At 43.6% G+C, this 21,267-nt stretch carries 19 protein-coding genes; 7 read left to right on the top strand and 12 right to left on the bottom strand.

Annotation, left to right across the window (positions count from 1 at the left end; all coding sequences use genetic code 11):
• Positions 1-432 precede the first annotated feature (432 nt).
• A complete protein-coding gene (locus tag QUB66_RS23225; RefSeq protein ID WP_332969348.1) occupies positions 433-612 on the top strand; it encodes a hypothetical protein in 180 nt (59 codons plus the stop codon).
• 255 nt (positions 613-867) lie between these two features.
• Here the strand turns inward: QUB66_RS23225 and QUB66_RS23220 are convergent, their stop codons facing one another.
• A complete protein-coding gene (locus tag QUB66_RS23220) occupies positions 868-1,395 on the bottom strand; it encodes a P-loop NTPase family protein (RefSeq protein WP_332969347.1) in 528 nt (175 codons plus the stop codon).
• Between the two features lie 347 nt (positions 1,396-1,742).
• On the opposite strand from QUB66_RS23220, the gene QUB66_RS23215 reads away from it, so the two are divergent.
• On the top strand, positions 1,743-2,303 hold the full coding sequence (locus QUB66_RS23215; RefSeq protein ID WP_265235261.1) for an adenylate kinase family protein: 561 nt from the start codon (positions 1,743-1,745) through the stop codon (positions 2,301-2,303).
• A gap of 202 nt (positions 2,304-2,505) precedes the next feature.
• On the top strand, positions 2,506-3,219 hold the full coding sequence (gene rph / locus QUB66_RS23210; protein WP_332969345.1) for a ribonuclease PH: 714 nt from the start codon (positions 2,506-2,508) through the stop codon (positions 3,217-3,219).
• Between the two features lie 36 nt (positions 3,220-3,255).
• Here the strand turns inward: rph and QUB66_RS23205 are convergent, their stop codons facing one another.
• The 3 genes from QUB66_RS23205 to QUB66_RS23195 form a co-directional block, all read right to left on the bottom strand.
• Positions 3,256-3,618 (bottom strand): type II toxin-antitoxin system RelE/ParE family toxin, encoded by a 363-nt coding sequence (locus tag QUB66_RS23205; protein ID WP_265235219.1) that lies wholly within the window; start codon positions 3,616-3,618, stop codon positions 3,256-3,258.
• The gene (locus tag QUB66_RS23200; protein WP_332969344.1) at positions 3,608-3,862 is read right to left on the bottom strand and encodes a type II toxin-antitoxin system RelN family antitoxin; all 255 of its coding nucleotides are present in this window, start codon (positions 3,860-3,862) and stop codon (positions 3,608-3,610) included. Before QUB66_RS23200 ends, QUB66_RS23205 begins: the two co-directional genes overlap by 11 nt.
• A 91-nt stretch (positions 3,863-3,953) precedes the next feature.
• Entirely contained in the window at positions 3,954-4,514 is a 561-nt protein-coding gene (locus tag QUB66_RS23195; protein WP_332969343.1) for a Uma2 family endonuclease, read from the bottom strand.
• A gap of 137 nt (positions 4,515-4,651) precedes the next feature.
• Between QUB66_RS23195 and QUB66_RS23190 the strand changes: the two genes are divergently transcribed.
• A complete protein-coding gene (locus QUB66_RS23190) occupies positions 4,652-5,212 on the top strand; it encodes a Uma2 family endonuclease (RefSeq protein WP_332969341.1) in 561 nt (186 codons plus the stop codon).
• Between the two features lie 92 nt (positions 5,213-5,304).
• Here QUB66_RS23190 and QUB66_RS23185 read toward each other — a convergent pair whose 3' ends face one another.
• On the bottom strand, positions 5,305-10,818 hold the full coding sequence (locus QUB66_RS23185) for a trifunctional serine/threonine-protein kinase/ATP-binding protein/sensor histidine kinase (protein ID WP_332969340.1): 5,514 nt from the start codon (positions 10,816-10,818) through the stop codon (positions 5,305-5,307).
• Positions 10,819-11,203: 385 nt separating this feature from the next.
• Positions 11,204-11,692, bottom strand: a complete 489-nt coding sequence (locus QUB66_RS23180) for a KTSC domain-containing protein (protein WP_332969338.1) — start codon at positions 11,690-11,692, stop codon at positions 11,204-11,206.
• Positions 11,693-12,125: 433 nt separating this feature from the next.
• Here QUB66_RS23180 and bchB point away from each other — a divergent pair, with 433 nt between their 5' ends.
• A complete protein-coding gene (gene bchB / locus QUB66_RS23175) occupies positions 12,126-13,649 on the top strand; it encodes a ferredoxin:protochlorophyllide reductase (ATP-dependent) subunit B (RefSeq protein ID WP_332969337.1) in 1,524 nt (507 codons plus the stop codon).
• Between the two features lie 169 nt (positions 13,650-13,818).
• Here the strand turns inward: bchB and QUB66_RS23170 are convergent, their stop codons facing one another.
• The 4 genes from QUB66_RS23170 to QUB66_RS23155 form a co-directional block, all read right to left on the bottom strand.
• Positions 13,819-14,202, bottom strand: a complete 384-nt coding sequence (locus QUB66_RS23170; RefSeq protein WP_332969336.1) for a DUF5615 family PIN-like protein — start codon at positions 14,200-14,202, stop codon at positions 13,819-13,821.
• The gene (locus QUB66_RS23165) at positions 14,199-14,459 is read right to left on the bottom strand and encodes a DUF433 domain-containing protein (protein ID WP_332969334.1); all 261 of its coding nucleotides are present in this window, start codon (positions 14,457-14,459) and stop codon (positions 14,199-14,201) included. The genes QUB66_RS23170 and QUB66_RS23165 overlap by 4 nt, the downstream gene beginning before the upstream one ends.
• 65 nt (positions 14,460-14,524) lie before the next feature.
• Positions 14,525-14,758, bottom strand: coding sequence for a hypothetical protein (locus QUB66_RS23160; protein ID WP_265235211.1), 234 nt, complete (start codon positions 14,756-14,758; stop codon positions 14,525-14,527).
• Between the two features lie 89 nt (positions 14,759-14,847).
• Positions 14,848-15,465, bottom strand: coding sequence for a Uma2 family endonuclease (locus QUB66_RS23155; protein WP_265235210.1), 618 nt, complete (start codon positions 15,463-15,465; stop codon positions 14,848-14,850).
• A 185-nt stretch (positions 15,466-15,650) separates the two neighbouring features.
• Here QUB66_RS23155 and QUB66_RS23150 point away from each other — a divergent pair, with 185 nt between their 5' ends.
• Both QUB66_RS23150 and QUB66_RS23145 read left to right on the top strand, forming a co-directional pair.
• Positions 15,651-15,932 (top strand): type II toxin-antitoxin system TacA family antitoxin, encoded by a 282-nt coding sequence (locus tag QUB66_RS23150; RefSeq protein WP_332969332.1) that lies wholly within the window; start codon positions 15,651-15,653, stop codon positions 15,930-15,932.
• Between the two features lie 3 nt (positions 15,933-15,935).
• Positions 15,936-16,331 carry a hypothetical protein gene (locus QUB66_RS23145; RefSeq protein ID WP_265235208.1) on the top strand — a complete coding sequence of 132 codons (396 nt, stop codon included), beginning with the start codon at positions 15,936-15,938 and terminating at the stop codon, positions 16,329-16,331.
• Between the two features lie 484 nt (positions 16,332-16,815).
• Here the strand turns inward: QUB66_RS23145 and QUB66_RS23140 are convergent, their stop codons facing one another.
• Together QUB66_RS23140 and QUB66_RS23135 are read right to left on the bottom strand one after the other, a co-directional pair.
• Positions 16,816-20,706, bottom strand: a complete 3,891-nt coding sequence (locus QUB66_RS23140; protein ID WP_332969330.1) for a HEAT repeat domain-containing protein — start codon at positions 20,704-20,706, stop codon at positions 16,816-16,818.
• Between the two features lie 368 nt (positions 20,707-21,074).
• The gene (locus QUB66_RS23135; protein WP_265235206.1) at positions 21,075-21,221 is read right to left on the bottom strand and encodes a hypothetical protein; all 147 of its coding nucleotides are present in this window, start codon (positions 21,219-21,221) and stop codon (positions 21,075-21,077) included.
• Between the last annotated feature and the right edge of the window lie 46 nt (positions 21,222-21,267).

Here is a 21,267-nt window from a genome sequence, read left to right as displayed (position 1 = left end):
GGAAGAAGGAAGAGGGAAGAAGGAAGAGGGAAGAAGGAAGAGGGAAGAAGGAAGAGGGAAGAAGGAAGAGGGAAGAAGGAAGAGGGAAGAAGGAAGAGGGAAGAATTGGGGAATAATGGCAAAGGTGGCAATTATTTAAAGAGTTAAGCTATTCTGCATTTAAATTGTAGGTGTTCAAAAAATAATCAAACTCTTGTGGGGTGGGGACGTAAGCCTGCCCCGAATATGCAATTTAAATGCGCCACAGCTTAGGGATATATTATGCAGAAATTAGGTAGAAAAAGAACAGAAAATCAGATATAATCCCAAAGGATTTTTTTTGTGATATGTTGTGAGAGAAGGGCAAGTTTACAAAGTTACAGACCAGTCCTTACCCGTAGAAAAGTATTAGGACGGGCTTTGGCTCCAATTTACCAAGGAGATTTCTCTACTATGTTGCAAGAAAAACGTCTCAAACCGTGGACTATAGTTCGATCGCTTCCGAATTTAGAAAAGGTGATTGTGGGTCAGTTTCGCAGTTGGTCTGATGCAGACGGTCACTTAAAAATTCTCAAACGGATGGTTCCGGCTGACCGCTTGACTGTTGTGTTCGATCCGGTAGTTTCAGCGTAATGTCGCTGCTAAAGCGGCGTGCGATCGCGTGAACTCAGCGGTCGCCTCTTTTTTTTACATAAAATTTACATAAAATACATAAAAATTGCGATCGCCCGTGTGGGCGATCGCAACTAAAATCATTAGATATCTTGCAAAAATACCTAGGACGGGCGAGACGCCCATCCCACACACAATTTTTTTTGCTTGTGCGACGAGCGTCCCGCCCGTCCGAAAATTTGATTAAAAGGACTCAGGGAATCTTGTCTATTGTCCTTAACTGCGGCGAATTTCAGTAATTTGGTCGGCAATATCCAAAATTGCTGGCGGCATCGAAGGCCCAGTCAAAATAATATCCAAATCCTGCGGCTTGCTGTCAATCAATGCCAGCACTTCTGCTTCGGGAATCAAGCCTAAATTCACCGCTAAACTCAACTCGTCGAGAATAATTAAGGCGTAACTGCCGGAACGCACCGCTTTTTGAACGTACTCCCACAATTGTGCGATCGATCGCGTTTCCAGCTCATCTAAATCGGCCTTGTCAATACAGCGAGACAAATCGCACCGCACCCAATCTAAATTTTGCCCCAGTCGCACCGGATGTTGATGCCCTTGATTGATGCCCCCTTTGAGGAACTGCACCGCCAACACCGGAGCTCCCTGTCCTGCAATTCGGAGCGCTTGAGCCATGACACTGGTAAAAAAGCAGCGGTTCGGGCCTGTAAAAACTTGCACCAGCCCTTCAACTGTGTAGGGCAAGCTGTGGGTCAAATTGAGTTTAGGGGTTTGTAACTGAGCAACCATAGGGCAATATTTAATTAGTAACTAAGTCTTGACTGCTGCTCCGACCTTGGCGCGGCTGAAGCCTGCTTAACAATATATAGTGTACTGGGCCAAGTGTACATCCGATCGAACGCTAGATATACAAATTGTCAAAAGCTAGCGGCAGTAGCATTCGGAGTCGTTAGTTCGATTTTTTAACTCAAGCAAACACTTACGCAGAAACCGGGTTTTTTACGAAAATACAGCCTGGAGTGCCAGAGTTATCAGGTGCAAACCCCCGTTTATGAGAGTCTGGCTGCGTCCAGGAGTGTCAACAAAAGGTAAACATCGCATAGAATTTGAATGTCACGGCACTAGGAGCAAACACTGTGAGATTGGTGATTCTGGGAGGGCCAGGAGCGGGAAAGGGAACTCAAGCACAACAATTGTGCAACAATTTGAGCATTCCTTTGCTGGCATTAGGGGACATTCTGCGCGCGGAAATCGCAAGTGAAACAGACTTGGGCAAGTTGGCCGTGTCTTCTGTGGAATCCGGGGAGCTAGTTCCCGATGAAATTTTGATTAAATTTATCGGCCGCCGGTTGCTGCTGTGGGATGTCTTTAATGGCTGGGTGTTGGAGGGATATCCGCGAACGGCTTTTCAAGCTGAGGAATTGGATTTTTTATTAGAGAGTTTGGCGCAGGAGCTAGATTGGGCAATTTGGCTGAAAGTGCCTCATGAAGTGTTGCTGAGTCGATCGATCGAACGCGATCGATCGGACGACGAGCCAGAAATTTTACAGCGCCGGCTCGATTTGTTCGAGGAACGGACTATTCCTCTTTTAGATTATTACGAATACCGCCACAAATTGTTAACTATCAACGGCGATCAATCTCCAGAACAAGTCCAGCAGGATCTTCTCAAACTTCTCGAAGCTAACGCCAAATAGTCATTAGTCATTAGTCATTAGTCATTAGTCATTAGTGCGATCGTCCCCGCTCGCGAACCCGATCATTAGTTATTAGTGCGATCGTCCCCGCTCGCGAACCTGATCAATAGTCAATAGTCATTAGCAAGAAGGAATATTAATTCCCAATTCCCAATTCCCAATTCCCAATTCCCAATTCCCAATTCCCAATTACCTAAATATTATGTCTTTCCAGCGTCCTGACGGCAGAAAATCAAATCAACTTCGCCCGATTAGTTTCGATCGCGAATTCAACAAATTTGCTAGCGGTTCCGTGCTAGCAAAAAGTGGCGATACTCAGGTACTTTGCAGCGTTACAATCAAGCCGGGAGTGCCGAGATTTCTGGAGAATACCGGACAAGGTTGGCTGACGGCGGAATACCGAATGTTACCCGGATCTACGCCGCAGCGACAAGAGCGGGAATTTATGAAATTATCGGGACGCACTCAAGAGATTCAGCGGTTGATTGGGCGCAGTTTGCGATCGTGCTTGGATATGCAGCTATTGGGCGAACGCACGATACTTGTGGATGCGGATGTTTTGCAAGCGGATGCGGGGACTCGCACAACTTCTATTAATGGCGGATTCGTGGCTGTGGCTGATGCTTTGAACAAGTTGGTGCAAAAAGGTGATTTGGTGCGATCGCCCATTATTCGTCAAGTGGCCGCCGTTTCTGTGGGGCTTTTGGAAGGCGAGCCATTTTTAGATTTGAATTATCTTGAAGATGTGGCGGCCCAAATTGATTGTAATGTGGTAATGAATGGAGATTTGAGCATCATAGAAATCCAGGGAACTGCGGAAGAAGGAAGTTTTAGTCGCCCTCAGTTAAATCAAATTTTAGACTTGGCAGAAATAGGGATTCAGGAATTGTTGGAGGCTCAGCGGCAAGCTCTTTAAATTGGTTTATTTTGACCTCGTAATTGCCGACATTAATCATTCATCCCGATCTAACTCAGCTAAGATGTTACGAATCTCATTAGGACTAATATCTTCTCGGTCTGATTTAGCATAAATGGTTAATAGAAGTAGGCTATTCGGTGACTCAACTTGATAGATCAGTCGATAACCAGCGCTTTTCCCTTTTTGGATATTGCTATTTTTGACTCTCACCTTTAATATGACATAATCTTCACCCATTCCGGGGATGCGATCGCCAGTAAAGTTGCCCCCTTGGAATTGTTCAATAATTGGCTGAGTATCTAACCTGACATTGCGATATTTTTTTGATAATTCACGCAAATTCCGTTTGTATTCAGGGGTTAAATCAATCTGTATGAAAGCAATTTCATTCGACATCTATTCCCTCCCACATTTCTGAAAGGGGGATGCGTTGTCCTGCTTTTGCTTCCTCTAATGCTCTCCTGAGACTTGCTTTCACTTCTGCAATGGGAGTATCATCAGGATCGGTTTCGACTTCCTCTGCTACTTCAGCAAAAAGTACAATCACTCGCACGCGGCTAGGGGGGAAGTCTTCGATCGGGCGATCGAGCAATAATTGACCTTTCTCATCTATGGTTCCCAATACTTCAACAGCTTTCATCTGTTTCTCCTGAAGGTATTTTTAATCAATTTTATCATATTTTATGATAGTGAAACAAACTTGATATTTGAGTGCGAGCGCTTACCCAATCTCAACTCAAACTCAACCACCCAAAAATAGTCTCAACGGTCAATTCCAACTCGATGCCATTGAGCATTGGCAACTGAGTTGCACCTGTGTACAATTCCACTTTCTGCCCTGGGAATATAGCTAACATACTTTCTTCTTCAGGATCGAGCAACCATCCCAATTCAGTACCATTTCGAGAACAATGCAGTAATTTACTCAACACTTTTGTTTGGCTTTGTTCCGGGGACAGAATTTCAATCGACCAGTCTGGATGAATTTCAAAGCGGTTAGCAATTCTTCCCGATCGCAAAAAGGGAATTCTGTCCCATCGGAATACAGTCACATCAGGGACAATTCCTGCACCGCCAAAAGTGCAGCGCAACTCTGGAAATGCACAAGCAACTTTCTGTACTTTAGCTATCTGGTTAATGACAGTGCAGAGTTCACCCTGTAAGGTGCTATGTTCACCTTGAGGCATAGGTTTTTGAATGATTTGTCCATTGATAAATTCTGAGGCGGGCTTGGTTTCTGGAAGTTTCAAGAAATCTTCTAAGGTGGGCTTAGGTTTAATGAGTGTAGTCATACCATTTTAGATTTTGAATTTTAGATTTGGATACTATTATTGTAGGCGATCGCTTAATATTCTCAATACTTCAACAGTATCCAAAAAAACCAATCTTCCTGTTATCCTAGAAACATACTTCATTACCCGATCGCATCATGGTTGCTTTACCCGATCGCCAATTGATGAGCGCAGAAGAATACCTGACTTGGGAACCCACCCAAGAAGAACGCTACGAGTATTGGGATGGCGAAGTCGTCGCTATGACAGGTGGAACCCGCAATCACAATCGAATTACCTTCAACTTCTTCAAGCTATTAGACGATCGCCTTAATCTGCCCTACGAAATTTACATCCTAGCTGTTAAACTACGGGTAGAACCAGGGAGAAAGTATTTTTATCCTGATGTTGTCGTAACTTGCGACGATCGCGATAACGATCCGCAATTGGTGCAATTTCCTGCCTTGATTATCGAAGTTTTGTCACCTTCAACTGAAGCCCTAGATCGCGGCGCAAAATTTGCTAAATACCGTCAATTTTCCACGCTGCAAGAGTATGTCTTGGTGCAAGTCGAACAGCCCGGACTAGAGGTATTTCGACGCAACGAACAAGGGCTGTGGGTGCTTTCGGAGTATGGTTTGGGCGATACTTTGCGACTGGAATCAGTGGATGTCGAAATTGCGATCGGGGATTTATACCGCCAAGTGCAGTTTTCTTAGTCCGCGGAGGCGGACTTTGTTTGTGTAGAAGCGAATTCTATTCGCCCTATAATTCGCCCTATATTTGCATTATATTCGCCATTTTTCTTTCTTTACAAAACTTGCCTGGGGGCGATCGGAATTTCAATAACAAACTCACTCCCCTCTCCCGGTACAGACACACAAGTCAAATTTCCGCCATGAGAACTAACAACAATCGAGTGAGAAATAGACAATCCCAAACCAGTGCCCGAACCCACCGGCTTAGTTGTAAAAAACGGATCGAATATCTTGTGCAGCACCTCAGTGCTCATCCCCGGCCCGCTGTCAGCCATTCTGATTATTACAGAATTGCGGTCTGTCACCTCCGTAGAAATTGTAATATTAGGAGTATTTTGAGACGTTTCCGGGCAATTTCTTGCCAACAGCATCGCATCGATCGCATTGGTAAGAATATTCATAAATACCTGATTCAACTGCGACGCATAACAAGTAATTAACGGCAAGTTGGCATAATTTTTAATCAGCTCAATCCCCAAACGGCCGCCCTCTTTTCTCAGGCGCGGTTGCAGCAACATCACCGTACTGTCGATGCCTTCATGGATATCAACCGACTTCATTTGCGCTTCGTCGAGGCGCGAGAAATTCCGCAAACTCAACACAATATCCCGGATTCTTTCGGCTCCCACTTTCATTGAATCCAGCAATTTTTGCAAATCTTCACTCAAAAATTCCAGTTCAATTGTTTCTATTTCCTCTAGGATTTCATCAGCAGGTTCTGGATAGTGTTGCTGGTAGAGCTCAATCAATTTTAGCAAATCTTTAACGTATTCGCTAGCTGGATTGAGATTACCGTAGATAAAACTTACAGGATTATTGATTTCGTGAGCGACACCAGCCACCATTTGCCCTAAACTCGACATCTTTTCCGTTTGAATTAATTGAGCTTGAGTCAGTTTCAGCTCCCGCAAAGTTTTTTCTAAACGCTCGTTTTTATCATTTAACTCATACGTCCGCTCTTGCACTTTCTGCTCCACAGAATTGTAAAGCAGAGCATTTTCCAAAGAAATAGCAACTTGGGAAGAAAGCAGCCTTAAAACTTCTAATCTGTGGGCAGTAAAAGCCCCAACAGTTAAGTTATTTTCTAAATAAAGAATGCCGATTAATTTGCGTTGATTGACTATCGGCGTACACAAAAGAGATTTGAGCTGGTGTTTGGCGATGTAAGCATCGGCAGTAAATCGCCCTTCAGCCGCGGCATTGCTCAACACCAAATCTTCGCGAGTCCTTTCCACATAATTAATCACCGTCACAGGTAAATCCTGACATTCTTCAACAGGTGTAAATTGCAGCACCGCGACATCTTCAGCAACTACTGAGGCTTGAGCTGAAATCAAAAGTTTTCCATCTCTAACTAAGATTAAAAAACCGGATTGTGCCCCCGCGTTTTCTAGCGATATCCTCATCAAAGAAGCCAGCAGCTTGTCGAGGACAATTTCGCTGGAAATTGCCAGAGATGCTTTCATTACAGTTGCTAAATCCAGCACTCTCGCATCACTGCCAGTAGAAGTATGAATAGTATTTGTAGTTTGATTGTTGTTAAAACTTCCGTGGAGCGGCGTCATTTCCCGCAACTGCGGATACTTCTGTTCTAAATCTTCAACTTTGCGGACTGCACCCCAGCGCAAGTAGCATGAGTGAGCTTCGCGCAAGTGGATTTTGGCATATTGATATTTGCCTTTACTCAACCAAAACTTAGCCGCTAGTTCATTGGCGAGGGCTTCATTTTGCACAAACTCATTATCTTGAGCTAAATTTATCGAGAAATCGTAAAGCTCTACAGCTTCTGAATCTTTCTTGGTAATTCGGGCTATTTCTGCTTGGACTAAAAGGTACTTGTGCAGAAAATTTTCTGCACAGTTGTCTGACCAAATTTTCATTTGTTTTTGATTAGCTTCTAACTTCTCCAAGTATTGCTTTTGTTTGTCTTCCGAAACATTGGGAAAAACGGCCGCCAAAGTTAGAGAAAAGAAAAAATTCCACTCGGTAGCGGGGATTGCTCCAGTAATAAAAGATAGCTGCTTTTCTACTTCCAAAGCTAGTTGTAACGCTTCGTTAAAGTTGCCATACCAGTACATTACCTGGCATTTGCGAATCTGATAAAGGCAGAGCGAGTACAAATTTTGATGAGCTTGACAGTTGTGTACGTATTCAGCTTCGCTCAAATCTTCGCTTTCAAATACAAACTTTTCAGGAGTCAGTTGGCTCAAGTTGCGTAGGATTAACTCTACCCCTAATAATATATCGGTAACAAGCTGATTTTTCGTTTTTTGGCTGAACTGCAAATACCTGCTCGTGTCTGCTAGAATTTGCGAGATTTCTTTACCTTGAAAAAAGTAATTGGCTATACGGTTGGACAGGATATAACCTGCGTATTCTAAATCTCCTGATTCTAAAGCTGCTTGATACCCTTCATTGCTGATTGCGTGTGCTTCTTTAATATGATTGAACCAGTAATGAAAAATACTGACTAAGGACGAACAAGCTCTGCACTTCAAGCCGATATTTCCCGATTTTTCGCTCAAATTTAGCGACAGCAGGGCAAATTGATAAGCTGTTTTGTAATCTCCAGAAACAGCGTTTAAGAACATACCGTAGCCCGCGTAGCAGAGAGATGCTTCGGGAACCAAACCGTATGTGAGAGAAAGATTGACTCCTTTTAATACGCTGACTTTCCACAAGTCGGGATTTTTGAGGTAAGCCGATGTTAACAGGTTTGTGATTAATTTGACTGCCACTTTTTTATCGGGTACAGTCATTTCGGGAGCGTCAATCAGCGAAGATATTTCTCTACCTGCTAAAAAATTTGTGGCTGCTGCAAATTCTTCGGAGATGACTTTTTGCAGCCCGTCTAGCGGCAAATCAATGCCCAGCAAGTCCAAAGCTTTGATTCCGGCTTTAACGGCTTCTTCATACTTCGCTCGCAGGGTGTACTGCACGATCAGCAGGTTGTAAATTTCTACTTTTTCTAAGGCCGATCGCGCTTTTTGCAAGGTTATGTTGATAAATTCTTCTGAATGCTCAAAATAACCGTTTAAATACTCAACATTTGCGCGCTCCATGTGCAGAGCAAAGGCTAAATCGTAGTGGGAATCCCAAATATCGGCGGTTAAACCGTCCATACCTGCGGTTAAATACTGCAACGCAGCAACATAAGCAGTGGCATCTTTAGCTCTCCGAGCCGCGTCTAAATTCAGCGTTGCCAGTTCAATTAATTCTCGCTCGTCTCGAATTAGCGATCGGGCTACATTCAAGTGATCGACTAATTCAAAGATTCTGTCAGCGCGATATTCAGCCGGAGTATTTTCGAGAATCTGCCTGCCAATTTTCAGGTGAACGTCTTTTTTTTGTGAGTCGTCAATTAAAGCATAAGCTGCTTGTTGGACTCGATCGTGCAAAAATTTATAATTGAGAATTAATAGCGGAAACAGCACGTAATCTAATGACTTACTTTCCAATTCCGAAGTTGGCAAGATCAGTCCCGACTTAATCGCTGGCAACAGGTGAGAAAAAGTTTCCGACGCTTCTTTTTCATGAATTAAAGAAAGAGTGTTTAAGTCAAATTCGTTACCCAAACAAGCCACTAAACGCAAAACCTGCTGCGTTGAACTTGGCAGTTTTCTCAATTTTTGTACCATCAAATCTACTACATTGTCAGTGATAGCGCACTGCTCAATTTGAGTCATATCCCAATGCCAGCCGCCCTTGCTCCCCGCTTGCGGTGGCTGAAAAACTAGCAGGTTCTCTTGATATAATGTTTGCAGGAATTGATTGACAAAAAAAGGATTGCCGTCTGTTTTGCTGACTACCAGTTCAGCTAAAGGTTTGACAGATTCGCGATCGCTGTGCAAAGTCTCGGCAATCAAATGAGTTATATTTTCCACCCCCAGCGGCGACAAAGCAATCTGATTAATGATAGCTTCCTGATTTCGCAGCGTCTCCACAGTCATCATTAAAGGATGAGTGGGACTGACTTCATTATCCCGATAAGCGCCAATTAAAAACAGATATTGTGTCGCTTCATCTGTCATCATTAATTCGATCAATTTGAGTGTGGCAGAATCAGCCCACTGCAAATCGTCGAGAAAAATCACCAGCGGATGTTCGGGCTGACAAAATACGCGAATGAAGTTTTGAAAGACTAAATTAAAGCGATTCAGAGATTCCGTTGGCCCCAATTCAGCTACAGGAGACTGAGCTCCGACAATTAGTTCAACTTCTGGAAGTACATCAATAATAATTTGCCCATTTTGCCCGAAAGAAGTGCGGAGTTTTTCGCGCCAAACTGCCAATTGAGCTTCGCTTTCAGTTAACAGTTGCCGCACCAATTCCGAAAAAGCGCTGACAACGGCAGAGTAAGGAATAGTCCGCTTGTACTGGTCAAATTTTCCCCAAATAAAATAGCCGCGCCTGCGGGTAATTGGTTTGTCTAAAATCTTCACCATTGCAGATTTGCCAATGCCGGAATAACCAGCAATCAGCATCATCTCGCTGCGGGATTTATGCTGTCCTCTCGCCAGCACGGACACAGAATTTTCTTGTTTCGATTTGCTCTCTTTCTTGATGACAGAAATTTGGGAGTGTTCGATGCGGTAGGCTCGATTATTTGTTGCTGCTACCCGTTCAAATGCCGCTAAAAGAGTTTCAACTTCTCGCTGTCTGCCATAAAGTTTTTGAGGGATTTGAAATTTGTCGGAAATATCTTGGTTGCCAAGAGCAAACTCAGAAATAACCCCAGATGTTTGCAACTGAAACAGACAGGATTCCAAATCTGCTTTCAGTCCCCAAGCACTTTGATAGCGATCCTCCGCCGTTTTTGCTAGTAATTTCATCACAATGTCTGAAATAGCTTGAGGAATTTCTGGTGCAATTTCAGCGAGAGGTACTGGCTGTTTGGCGATGTGACAGTGAACTAACTCCATCGGATCGGTAGTGGGAAAAGGGAGCTGTCCTGACAGGATTTCATAGAAGGTGACACCAAGGGAATAAAAGTCTGTGCGGTAATCAATAACCCTGTTCATTCTGCCGGTTTGTTCCGGCGACATATAGGCTAAAGTGCCTTCTAAAAAATTAGGATTTTTATTGGCAAAATTTTCTTGATTTGAGTCAGTTGAGATGCTAAAATCTATGAGTTTAACTTGTCCAGTCGCGGGATTAAAAACTATATTAGAGGGGTTTATATCTTTATGTATTACATTTTTTGCGTGAATTTCTCCCAAAGTTTCAGCAACTTTGATGGCTGTAGTCAAAAATCCTAAAGTGGTAAATTTTTGGGTAGCCATAAATATTTTTAAAGATTCGCCGCCAAAATCTTCTAAAATCATTGCCAAAATATTGCTAACCTGCTGCAACTTGTACACTTTAACAACTCCGTCGAGCTGGTTTAAGTTGGCAGTAATATCATATTCGCGTTTGTATCTATTCAGTTCTTCGGGAGTCGGATAGTCTTCTTTGATAATTTTGATAATAACAGGTTGGTTGTCTTGCTCGTTACGGCCGCGGTAAACCAGGGAAGTGCTGCTTTCATAAATAAGAGCGAGAACTGCAACGCCGGGAATTGCCATCATAGTCAGGTTCTCTCAAATTAGGTGTGCTTGGTCAATATTACAGGAGTTGCGCGCGGCGGGCTAGAAACCCGATTTTTTCGTTGCTAGTCGTTGACAAACCCAAGATTTTTTAGTGTGAACCGGGTTTATTTTGGTAAATCCTATGTTATTCTTCATTATCACTCAAAAGCTATCTTTTGGGATGTGTGGGAAGACAGGGCTTGACAGAGACCGGGCGGTTGAAACCGCGTCTACACAAACACTCATGCACTCCAAGCGGGTTGAAGAACGGGGGGTTAAAATTAGGTGATTTTTCTTCAGCCCGCGGAGGCGGACTACCCTTTGGGAAGGTTAACGCCTACGTTTTTGTAGTTTGAGATCGAACTCGTATGTGGCGAAGCGCCCGTCATCCGAGTTCGATTTCAAAAGCGGTTTCAACCGCTGTCTTATCTATTGGGTCATCTACGCGCTGGCTGGAATAATAACCTTTAATCTCGGAGTTAAAAAATCGGCCTGTAGAATCAGCTTCTTGCAGAGATTCCCAAATTTCCGGTTCTACGTGGCTGTATTGATAGACTGACCCGCTGCTAAATTCTATTTGCAAAACTTGCTCCTCTTCGTTGTATCCGATCGCGCTAGCCATTGCCGAATCAACCGGGATCATAGCAATCGGTTCGTCGCGGTGAGCAATTTCTGTTAATTCAATACCGGGATCGAGTTCGATGGAATCTGTATTCGCGATAAAATCTACCATTTGCAGGCCGTGCATTGCCGCTTCTGGTGCGGCTATTTCGATAAATTCGACTTGTTCACCGCGATCGATCAAAAGTCCTAACTGGCCGTTAGAGTGACCGACTGCTAAGATGCTGCTTAAGTCAATTTTGGATAGTTTCATGGGATTTGTCAAGGATTTGTTTTAGGTCAATATTTCCCCTAATAAAGCAAGTTTGGCGACAGAGGAAATAGTGGATTAATTAATAGTGTATGAGACGTTGCCTAAAAAGTCAATAATATAGTTGGGCGAAAATTATTGTAGCAATTTAGGTGTCAGGTGCGGCTGGCGTATCCTAGGTTGATAAGATGTGTCCGGTTCTTAACGAAACTTGACAATAGATTAAGAATTATTGCCATAAAACAAAGGTAAAATTGTGGGAATGGCGAGTAAAATCCCAGCCAGGAAAAGGGTTTGAGGATTTTTCCCATCTGTAAATCTTCAGAAAGTTATTATTTCTAAAGGATTCATCCGGTGAGAAAATCGGAAACAACCTTAAAATTTAGCAGTAATCGCCCGATCGGGCAAATCTCAACCAACACCAGGAAAAATACCTATGAAATTGGCTTATTGGATGTACGCAGGCCCAGCCCACATCGGCACTTTGCGCGTTGCGACTTCCTTCAAAAACGTCCACGCCATCATGCACGCACCGATTGGAGATGACTATTTTAACGTCATGCGCTCCATGCTAGAGAGGGAACGGGATTTCACGCCTGTAACTACCAGCGTCGTTGACAGACACGTACTGGCGCGGGGCTCGCAGGAACGGGTGGTGGACAATATCACCCGCAAAGACAGAGAAGAAAGCCCAGATTTAATCGTGTTGACTCCGACTTGCACCTCCAGCATTTTGCAAGAAGACTTGGAAAACTTCGTGGAGCGAGCTCAATTGGATGCCAAAGGCGACGTGTTGCTAGCCGATGTCAACCATTATCGGGTTAACGAACTCGAAGCTGCCGATCGCACTTTAGATCAAATCGTGCAATTTTACATTAACAAAGCTCGCAAAAAAGGCGATTTGGAAAGTAAAAGTGAAAAACCATCGGTGAATATTATCGGTATGTCTACGCTGGGTTTTCACAACCAGCACGACTGCACCGAGTTGAAGCGTTTGATGGCAGATTTGGGAATTGAAGTTAACGAAGTTATTCCCGAAGGTGCTTCGGTTCATAACTTAAAAAGACTGCCGCGCGCTTGGTTTAACTTGGTTCCTTATCGGGAATTGGGGATGATGACTGGGAAGTATTTGCAAAAAGAATTTGGCACTCCGATGGTGGATATTACGCCGATGGGTGTGGTAGAAACTGCGCGCTGTATTCGCAAGATTCAGGAAGTGTTGAATGCTCAAGGTGCGGATGTTAATTATGAAGAGTTTATTGACCAACAAACGCGGTTTGTGTCTCAGGCTGCTTGGTTCTCAAGGTCGATCGACTGCCAAAACTTAACGGGCAAAAAAGCCGTCGTATTTGGCGATAATACGCACGCTGCGGCGATGACGAAGATTTTGGCTCGCGAGATGGGAATCCACGTTGTGTGGGCAGGAACCTACTGCAAACACGATGCTGACTGGTTCCGGGAAGAGGTAAAAGGGTATTGTGATGAAGTGCTGGTGACGGAGGATCACGGGGCGATCGGGGATGCGATCGCGAAAGCGGAACCTTCGGCGATTTTCGGCACGCAGATGGAACGCCATGTGGGTAAAAGGCTTGATATTCCGTGCGGTGTGATTGCTGCGCCGATTCACGTTCAAAATTTCCCGATCGGCTACAAGCCATTTTTGGGTTATGAAGGCACGAATCAGTGTGTAGATTTGGTCTACAATTCCTTTACTTTGGGAATGGAAGACCACTTGCTAGAAATCTTCGGTGGCCACGATACGAAGGAAGTGATTCACAAAGGAATTTCGGCTGATTCTGATATGAATTGGACGAAAGACGGACAAGCTGAGTTGAATAAAATCCCTGGTTTTGTGCGGGGTAAGGTGAAGCGAAATACTGAGAAGTTTGCTCGCGAACGCGGTATTGCTTTAATTAATGCTGAGGTGTTGTACGCCGCCAAGGAAGCTGTCGGCGCGTAGTTAGTTGGGTAAGGGCGTCTGTTGTGGATGCCCTTGCAGATCTATAAAATCTTGGACAGATCTCTTTCAACCCTTAATTTTGGAATTACTTCAGTGATATTGATAATGAAGATTATTTCAGCTAAAAAGTTTATTCAAGAATAAATTTTTCCATTATTTCTGCCCGCATTTAGTCAGATTCATCTTCCGATATTGCTTGATATTCCAAAAGCTGTTCCCCTCGGATAATCCACAATTTACCCGCAACTTCTGCGGTCTCCAATCCGCGAATTAATATTTCTACTGCCGCTTGCAAATCTTGCGGTTTCGATTGAGAAGGCAGACGCAGTAACACAATCCCAGAATAATCAGAAGGATTGTAGCGGAGGCGATTGCCAAACCCCCTATCCAAAGTCACCAAACATCTATCTTCCCTCCGACATATATCAATTAATAATTCATCCGGTGTTGAACTCAAATTTTGTTCCCGTACAGTCGCAACATCATGGCCAGCCAAACGTAACATCGAAACAACGCGGATGCTGCCCAAATTTTCATCAAGTTTTAACTTCACTTTAAAACTACCTTTTTTTCAACCAGAGGAATTTCGACATAATAATCTCTTGCCAACTCAGCCCCATAAGCAATGCAAGCCAAAACATCTTCTCGTTCAATTCCCGGATATTCCTCAAGCAATTCTTCCAAAGTCATGCCGCTAGCTAGAAAGTCAAGAATCAGAGAAACCCAGATGCGATGACCGCGAATACAGGGTTTTCCAAAGCAGATATTCGAGTCGATTGAGATGCGAGACAGTAAATTATTTTGAGTCATGTCTTTTCAATTATATATTTTCCATCTTCGCGCATATCGGAAATGATTGTATCCCAATTAATTACTTATTCAGTTTTTATTGATGATGCTTTGACGACTAAGACTCCACCAACATAATGAACCTCGCACTCTTCATCCATATTTGCTGGTTGGCTGTTGCCAGTTTCATCGAGCGGCGAAGCTATTTCCTGTTGTTTCCGCTGCCATAACAGGAAGTCAGCAAAGTTGAGGATTTCTTGCAGTTCAATTTCAGAGAAATTTTTCAGTTTTTCAACGAGTTTTTCTTTGAGAGGTATCACGGCTATTTTTTCCTTGCTTAAGACGACCGCTAGATTCAGTTTAACACGAGGCAAGAGCGTGAAGCATAGCTATCCCGTAGGAATCGCCCTCACACCTCATTCTGATTATTGTCTTTCTCAACTTCCTCAAAATTGACTTTCTTATAAATAGCCGATAGAGGAATTTCAACCTCGAAGGAATTAAACACTAATGCGGTATCTTCCTCATCATACTCGGAATACAACCATTTTTTATTCTCGGTTTTAGAATACTGCTCAACATTAATTTGTGTTTGGTCAATCAGAATGTATTCTCGAAAACTAGGAATAGTTTTGTATAATTTAAACTTGTCACCTCGATCGTAATTTTTAGTAGACTTTGATAAAACTTCCACAATCACTTGAGGGTTAGTAATCATGTCTGTGCGATTGTTGTGATACTCCGGTTTTCCCAAAATTACCATTACGTCGGGATAAGTATAAAGTCGCACTTTTGGAACCCACAGACGCACGTCACCGATGAAGACATCATACTCTTGTTCTGGAAGAGCCAAATTTAAAGCAATGTAAACGTTTCCTGCGAGCCGATTGTGATTGGTAGAGCCGCCTGTCATAGGAATAATTTCCCCGTCGAGATATTCACTTTTGTCCTCTGCTGTTTCTTCCAGTGCTAAATATTGCTCTTCTGTGAAGTAATGTTGGTCGGTTGTTGGCAAAGTGGTTGTCATTAAGCTATTCTCCCACCAGGATGTTGAACAAATACTTTTTTTGAGTGCGATCGGCGAAGCTATCCCGTAGGGAATCGCTCTTTTAAATAATAACCCACATTTCCAGCGATCGGTACACAGAGGCGATCGCCCGCGAGGACAATTGCTACAATAAAATTAGTCGATCGCTCTTTGGTAACAAAACGATGTCAACACCAACCGATACCCAAACAAAAATAGAGTTCACCCTCAGCCAAGCAGATAAAGAAATTCTCGAAAAAGCCGCCACTGCGAAGTGCTTGAGCCTCAACGAATATTTGCTAGACATAGCACTGAAAGCAGCCAAAGAAACTCCTCAAGTAGAGCAGATCGTGTTAAGCGAGCGCGACTGGGAAATCTTCGCATCTGCGATCGAAAACCCACCGGAGCCCAACGAAGCACTAAAAGCAGCCATTAAAGAGCATCAAGAAAAGTATGGAAAGTGGTAAACAATGGAATTAATTTTTTGCTCCATTGAGGATAACCGAATCAAACGAGAAGCTTTCGACTGCGGTGTACCAGAGTTAAATGAGTACATTAAAAAATATGCCAAACAAAACGATAAAAGAGGCATCTCTAAAACTTTTGTGGCAATTCCTGAAGTTGGCAGCCCAGATGTAGCAGGCTATTATTCTGTCAGTATGGCTGAAATTAAACGGGAGTCTCTACCCGAAAATTATCGGAGAGGATTGCCACGCTATCCAGTACCAGGGATGCGTCTTGGCAAACTTGCTGTAGATCGTTCCATGCAAGGGAGAGGAGTAGGAGGAGCTACTGATGGAGTCTTTTCGCAAAGCAGTTCGATTCTCGTCAGAAGTGGGAATATTTGCGGTGACAGTCGATGCTAAAAATCAGCAAGCGAAACAGTTTTATTTGAAATACGGTTTCATACCGCTAGAGGATGATGAACTTTCACTTTTTATCCCGATCGCCACTATCATCAAAGTCCTTGAATAAGCTACAATTACTTTATACAAATTATCTGTCATTTGCATAACCCCCGCCGGAAACGGCAATGCCGTTTCCCTACAAATTATATCCTCTAATTTATGTAGCAATACTTCTTAGAAATGGTATAATACCAATTTAAAAAAACCTTGCTACAAAAAAAATAAAGGTTTTTACCTGTAGGGACACGGCACTGCCGTATCCGGTAATTTATGCTCATGACAGATAATTTATATACGATTAATAACCGTAGCAATAATTTGTCAAAATGGTATAACTTGGGAGCATTTCATTTTTGTAAAAAGCATTTTTTTATACGCTCGCGAGCTATACAAGACTCGCTATCGGGGACAGCACTACGAAAGCAAAACTGAGATGCTCCGATCAACTTTCCCATACAACTTGGCAAATCCATCGCACAATCGCTCCAATCAAATCAGATTGACTGAGTGAAAAAGCTGCCAGCGAATGCGCGTTATTCTCGCTAACAATAGCAATATTGCCGTCAAATTTGCTTAAATCATTGAGAAATATCTCGCTAAATCCAGTCGCATCTTCCCCCCGCGAGTTGTAGAATACTAAGATCAAAGATTTCTCGCTATCCATCAGCAGGAAATCCCAATAAGTTTGTAAATCTGCCATTGTTTTCGTGGCATCCTCACATTTGGGACAGCCTTGTTTCAGCATTTGGGTGTAAATCTTGGCGGCGGGGTTGTCGGGGTTGATGAAGTTTTTGCTGTCGATGCACAGGAGTTGGATTTGATTGGATAATTCGGCTTGATTATTGATTTCTCTGGCAATGTCTTGGGGGAAAGTTTGCCAGTTGAGGGTTGATGTGGTTGAGGTGAAACCGACTGCAGTTGTATCGGGAACTTCGGGATGGGGTGTGGTGGGTGGATGGTGCCATGCGTCATAAAAAGTGGGGTAAGGGAGATTTTGGGCACAGTGCCAGATGACTTTGTAGGAATTGTTGTATCTATCAAAGTCATTTTCCCAAGTCTCATCGGATAGGCAATCTTTTAAGGCAGTGACAACCCCTGCCATTTGCTGAATTTCTGTTTTAATTGTTAAAAAAAAGGCTGCTGTGTCCTGTCTATATTTATCCTCACAGGTGAGGATTAATTGAGTTAAAGCGGCGATCGGATATGGGTTGCCTTTGTCTATTTCCCCTAGCCTATTTGTGTCTATTTTCCCTAACATATTTTCTGCTTGATACCGAATATTTTCATCTCCAGAGGTGTGGAGTAACTCAGTGAAAGCGACGATAGAATCTGGGTTGCTTTTGTCTATTTCCCATAAGCTATCTGCTGCTTGCAACCGGATATCTTCATTCTCAGAGGTGCGGGTTAACTCAGTTAAAGTGGCAATCGAATCTAGGTTGTCTTCGTCTATTTCCCCTAAGCTATATGCTGCGTGCCACCGAATATCTTCATTCTCAGAGGTGCGGATTAACTCAGTTAAAGCGGCAATCGAATCTGGGTTGCCTTCGTCTATTTTCCCTAAGCTATCTGCTGCCTGCCACCGAATATCTTCATTCTCAGAGGTGCGGATTAACTCAGTTAAAGCAGCGATCGCATCTGGGTTGCCTTCGTCTATTTCTCCTAAGCTTGTTGCTGCCGCACACCGGATATCTTCATTCTCAGAGATGCGGATTAACTTAGTTAAAGCGACGATCGCATCTGGGTTGCCTTTGCCTATTTCCCCTAAGCTATTTACTGCCTTCCACCGGATATCTTGATCCTCAGAGGTGCGGATTAACTCAGTTAAAGCGACGATCGCATTTGGGTTGACTTTGCCTATTTTCCCTAAGCTATCTACTGCTTCCAACCGAATAACTTCATCCTCAGAGGTGCGGATTAACTCAGTTAAAGCGGCGATTGCATTTGGGTTGCCTGCATATATTTCCCCTAAGCTATATACTGCACTATGCCGGAGATCTTGAGCCTCAGAGGTGCGGATTAACTCAGTTAAAGCAGCGATCGCATCTGGGTTGCCTTCGTCTATTTTTTCTAAGCTATCTGCTGCCATACATCGGGTATCTTCATCCTCAGAGGTACGGATTAACTCAGTTAAAGTGGCGATCGCATCTGGGTTGCCTTTGCCTATTTTTCCTAAAATTACTACTGCGTCCCACCGGATATCTTCATTCTTAGAGGTGCGGATTAACTCAGTTAAAGCAGCGAACGCATCTGGGTTGCCTTCGTCTATTTTCCCTAAGTTTACTACTGCCTCCCACCGAATATCTTCATTCTCAGAGGTGCGGATTAACTCAGTTAAAGTGGCGATCGCTCTTGTCCGATCGCTCTCTGGTAATAATGCTTTTGCTCCTTTTGCAATTGGATCCAGAAATGTCTGCCACCCCGGTTTTTCAATATTTAAATAACCACATCCCCACTCGATAATTTGTGCAACGATCGCATCAGCCAAAGCACAATCCTTAAACTCATCAATTAAGACACCAGCTAGAAAATAAGCTCGAAACCCATAAAAATATTTGCATCCATCATCAAACTCCACCAACGCCTTAATAAACGCTTCCTTCTCCTCCCTATCCACATCCTTTCGCCCCATCCACAGCAACATCACCTCTTTCCACTGCCGCTCAAAAATCCGATAAATCCCCTGCTGCGGATTCTGCGGCACATGATTCAAGAAAAAGTGCCAATCCTCAATCTCGCACGCTGCAAAATATTCCTGAAAAGAAGGATGATAGAAAGCATAAACAGATTTCAGCGGGTTTTTGTCATCAACTCCGACTCGATTCAGCCAACCTAAGTCAATTGCTTTTTCAAATAACTCTGGATGCGGTTTCGCCAGATTTGTGATCACAAACCGATCGGGCAATATCGATTTATATCCAGCTTCAATTGCTGTCAGTGCAAACTTTCCCAAGGCAGCATTTAAGTTTGTTCTCTGTGCTGCTGTTGTCGGGAAAGCTTGTTTTTTGAAATCATAAAGCGCTGCGACAAATACTTCATAAAGTTCGGCTTTAGTATCCGGTAATTTTTGCTGTCCGAATTCCCAAGTTAAACACAGCAGGAATAACCGCAGGGGATTTCGTGCTAAATCTTTGATTCGCTCTTTTCCCGGTTCGTCTAAGGCGGCGCGTAGAACCCCCCCCAGCCCCCCCTTGGTAAGGGGGGGAGTAGGAATTGAGGTAGTTTTTACCGTTGGTAAGGGATTAGGAATCGGGCCAGTTTTCCCCCTTGGCAAGGGGGGATTAAGGGGGGTAAACCATTGATCGATAAACAATTTCACTTGATCGCAATTATCGCCGTCTCCATAGCTGAAATCGAGCATTTTATAAGTATCAAAATCAGACAGGGCATTCCCCGTAGCCTCCCAAATATTCAGGCGGCAACTGATTACTATTCGTACTTTATCAAATACCCGTTCTCTCAACTGTGGCGATAGAGTTCCCAGGGAATCGGCTATTCCCATTTCATCCGCGCCGTCCAACAGCAACCAGATTTTTCCTTCACTCAGTAATTCCTGAAATTCTTTCACCCATTCCGCAGGTGCAGCATCCAATTTTCCCGCCGCTATTCGCAGCCAATCTTCCATTAAATATTTGCACAAAGGTTTTTTCACCTCTGCTAAGGATATCCATACGGGCAAATATTCAGTTTCCGCCAATATGCGATCGCAAATTTTCAACAATTGAGTAGTTTTTCCCGCACCCGGTTCGCCGATGACTGCAAGGCGTTTCCCCTTGCTTTTAGGGCTATCGCTGTTTGTGAGGACTTTTTCGCAAAATTCGTCGTAACTGAGGGGAATCAATTTTTCGGCTTCCTGATAAGCTTGGGAACCTGTTTGAGGGGAGAAATCATCGCGGCGCTGGGGTTTTTGCTGGCGTTCGATTAATCCCAAGGGGACGTGAATCTCGTTGAGGTCGATTTTTCGCGCTAAGTCGTTAGCAAAAAAAGTGTTGGCCGCTTGTCGCTTGGCTTGGGCTGCGGCGCGGCAGGTTTCGCGCCAGTCGATTTGGGTTGCTGGCGGTGAGGGCGGGCTCCATTCGTGGCGATCGACAATTTCGGTTATTTCTAAATTTAAAGCTTGGGCGATCCAAGTAATAAAGTCTCTCCTAATTCGCTTTTTATCAAGAAACCGCTTAACCGTGTCAATACTCACCCCTGACTTTTTTGCCAAATCCTCTTGAGTCCAACCTTTCTTATCTGGTTTTTCAGGCTTTGGCAATTGGGCCATTCTTTCGCGAACTTTCTCTAATCCTTCTAGAGTAAGCCCTATGGTGCTGGAATTGGGAGTTTTGCTCATCGGTGGTAAGTGGAGAGATTGCGACTATTCATAGTTTAGTGAATAGCTAGGGAAAAATCATAGTGCAGATTAGTGCAGTTCAATCTGCACTGTTTTGCTCTGGATGCTGCCCCTGGTATGCGGTTATTTGTAGATTATGACATTTAGGAATACCGCCATGAAGTTCAAAGATATTGTAAAAACTCACAAATTCACCTGCGTTGCTGGACAATTGACCGAGTTTGGCGTCGTCAATTTAATCTCGTGGTTAGATCCAGTTTCAGGATTTTGGATTAGTATTGTTTGCTTAATTTGGCACATTTTTCAGGATATTAGGCAAGAAGAGAAAGACAGCGATAGTCCCTCAAAATAGGTTCGTAGTAAGGACTTTAGTCCTCCGTTGGATCGTCGCAGCAGATTTTAGGTCGATCGCGGGCGGGAACTCTTAGAACCGCCCCTACAAACCTGAAATCTGCTGTATTAGCTTCCGAAAGGGCGATCGCACTTCCGATCGCTAATTCGCCCGCACAAAACAAAAAAACCTCCCCAACAAGGAGAAGGGAGGGCGAAAAAGAGAGTTAG

Source organism: Microcoleus sp. A2-C3, from assembly GCF_036706065.1.
In the GTDB taxonomy this organism is placed as follows: domain Bacteria; phylum Cyanobacteriota; class Cyanobacteriia; order Cyanobacteriales; family Microcoleaceae; genus Microcoleus.
The sequence above is the reverse complement of the archived record's forward strand: the minus strand, read 5'-3'. Positions and strand labels throughout refer to the sequence as shown.

Excerpts from the sequence above, each read along its gene's own strand:
- QUB66_RS23220 (WP_332969347.1), bottom strand. The coding sequence starts at position 1,395 with ATGGTTGCTCAGTTACAAACCCCTAAACTCAATTTGACCCACAGCTTG.
- QUB66_RS23150 (WP_332969332.1), top strand. The coding sequence starts at position 15,651 with ATGTCAACACCAACCGATACCCAAACAAAAATAGAGTTCACCCTCAGC.
- QUB66_RS23155 (WP_265235210.1), bottom strand. The coding sequence starts at position 15,465 with ATGACAACCACTTTGCCAACAACCGACCAACATTACTTCACAGAAGAG.
- bchB (WP_332969337.1), top strand. The coding sequence starts at position 12,126 with ATGAAATTGGCTTATTGGATGTACGCAGGCCCAGCCCACATCGGCACT.
- QUB66_RS23185 (WP_332969340.1), bottom strand. The coding sequence starts at position 10,818 with ATGATGGCAATTCCCGGCGTTGCAGTTCTCGCTCTTATTTATGAAAGC.
- QUB66_RS23180 (WP_332969338.1), bottom strand. The coding sequence starts at position 11,692 with ATGAAACTATCCAAAATTGACTTAAGCAGCATCTTAGCAGTCGGTCAC.
- rph (WP_332969345.1), top strand. The coding sequence starts at position 2,506 with ATGTCTTTCCAGCGTCCTGACGGCAGAAAATCAAATCAACTTCGCCCG.
- QUB66_RS23165 (WP_332969334.1), bottom strand. The coding sequence starts at position 14,459 with ATGACTCAAAATAATTTACTGTCTCGCATCTCAATCGACTCGAATATC.
- QUB66_RS23190 (WP_332969341.1), top strand. The coding sequence starts at position 4,652 with ATGGTTGCTTTACCCGATCGCCAATTGATGAGCGCAGAAGAATACCTG.
- QUB66_RS23225 (WP_332969348.1), top strand. The coding sequence starts at position 433 with ATGTTGCAAGAAAAACGTCTCAAACCGTGGACTATAGTTCGATCGCTT.
- QUB66_RS23200 (WP_332969344.1), bottom strand. The coding sequence starts at position 3,862 with ATGAAAGCTGTTGAAGTATTGGGAACCATAGATGAGAAAGGTCAATTA.
- QUB66_RS23145 (WP_265235208.1), top strand. The coding sequence starts at position 15,936 with ATGGAATTAATTTTTTGCTCCATTGAGGATAACCGAATCAAACGAGAA.
- QUB66_RS23140 (WP_332969330.1), bottom strand. The coding sequence starts at position 20,706 with ATGAGCAAAACTCCCAATTCCAGCACCATAGGGCTTACTCTAGAAGGA.
- QUB66_RS23195 (WP_332969343.1), bottom strand. The coding sequence starts at position 4,514 with ATGACTACACTCATTAAACCTAAGCCCACCTTAGAAGATTTCTTGAAA.
- QUB66_RS23205 (WP_265235219.1), bottom strand. The coding sequence starts at position 3,618 with ATGTCGAATGAAATTGCTTTCATACAGATTGATTTAACCCCTGAATAC.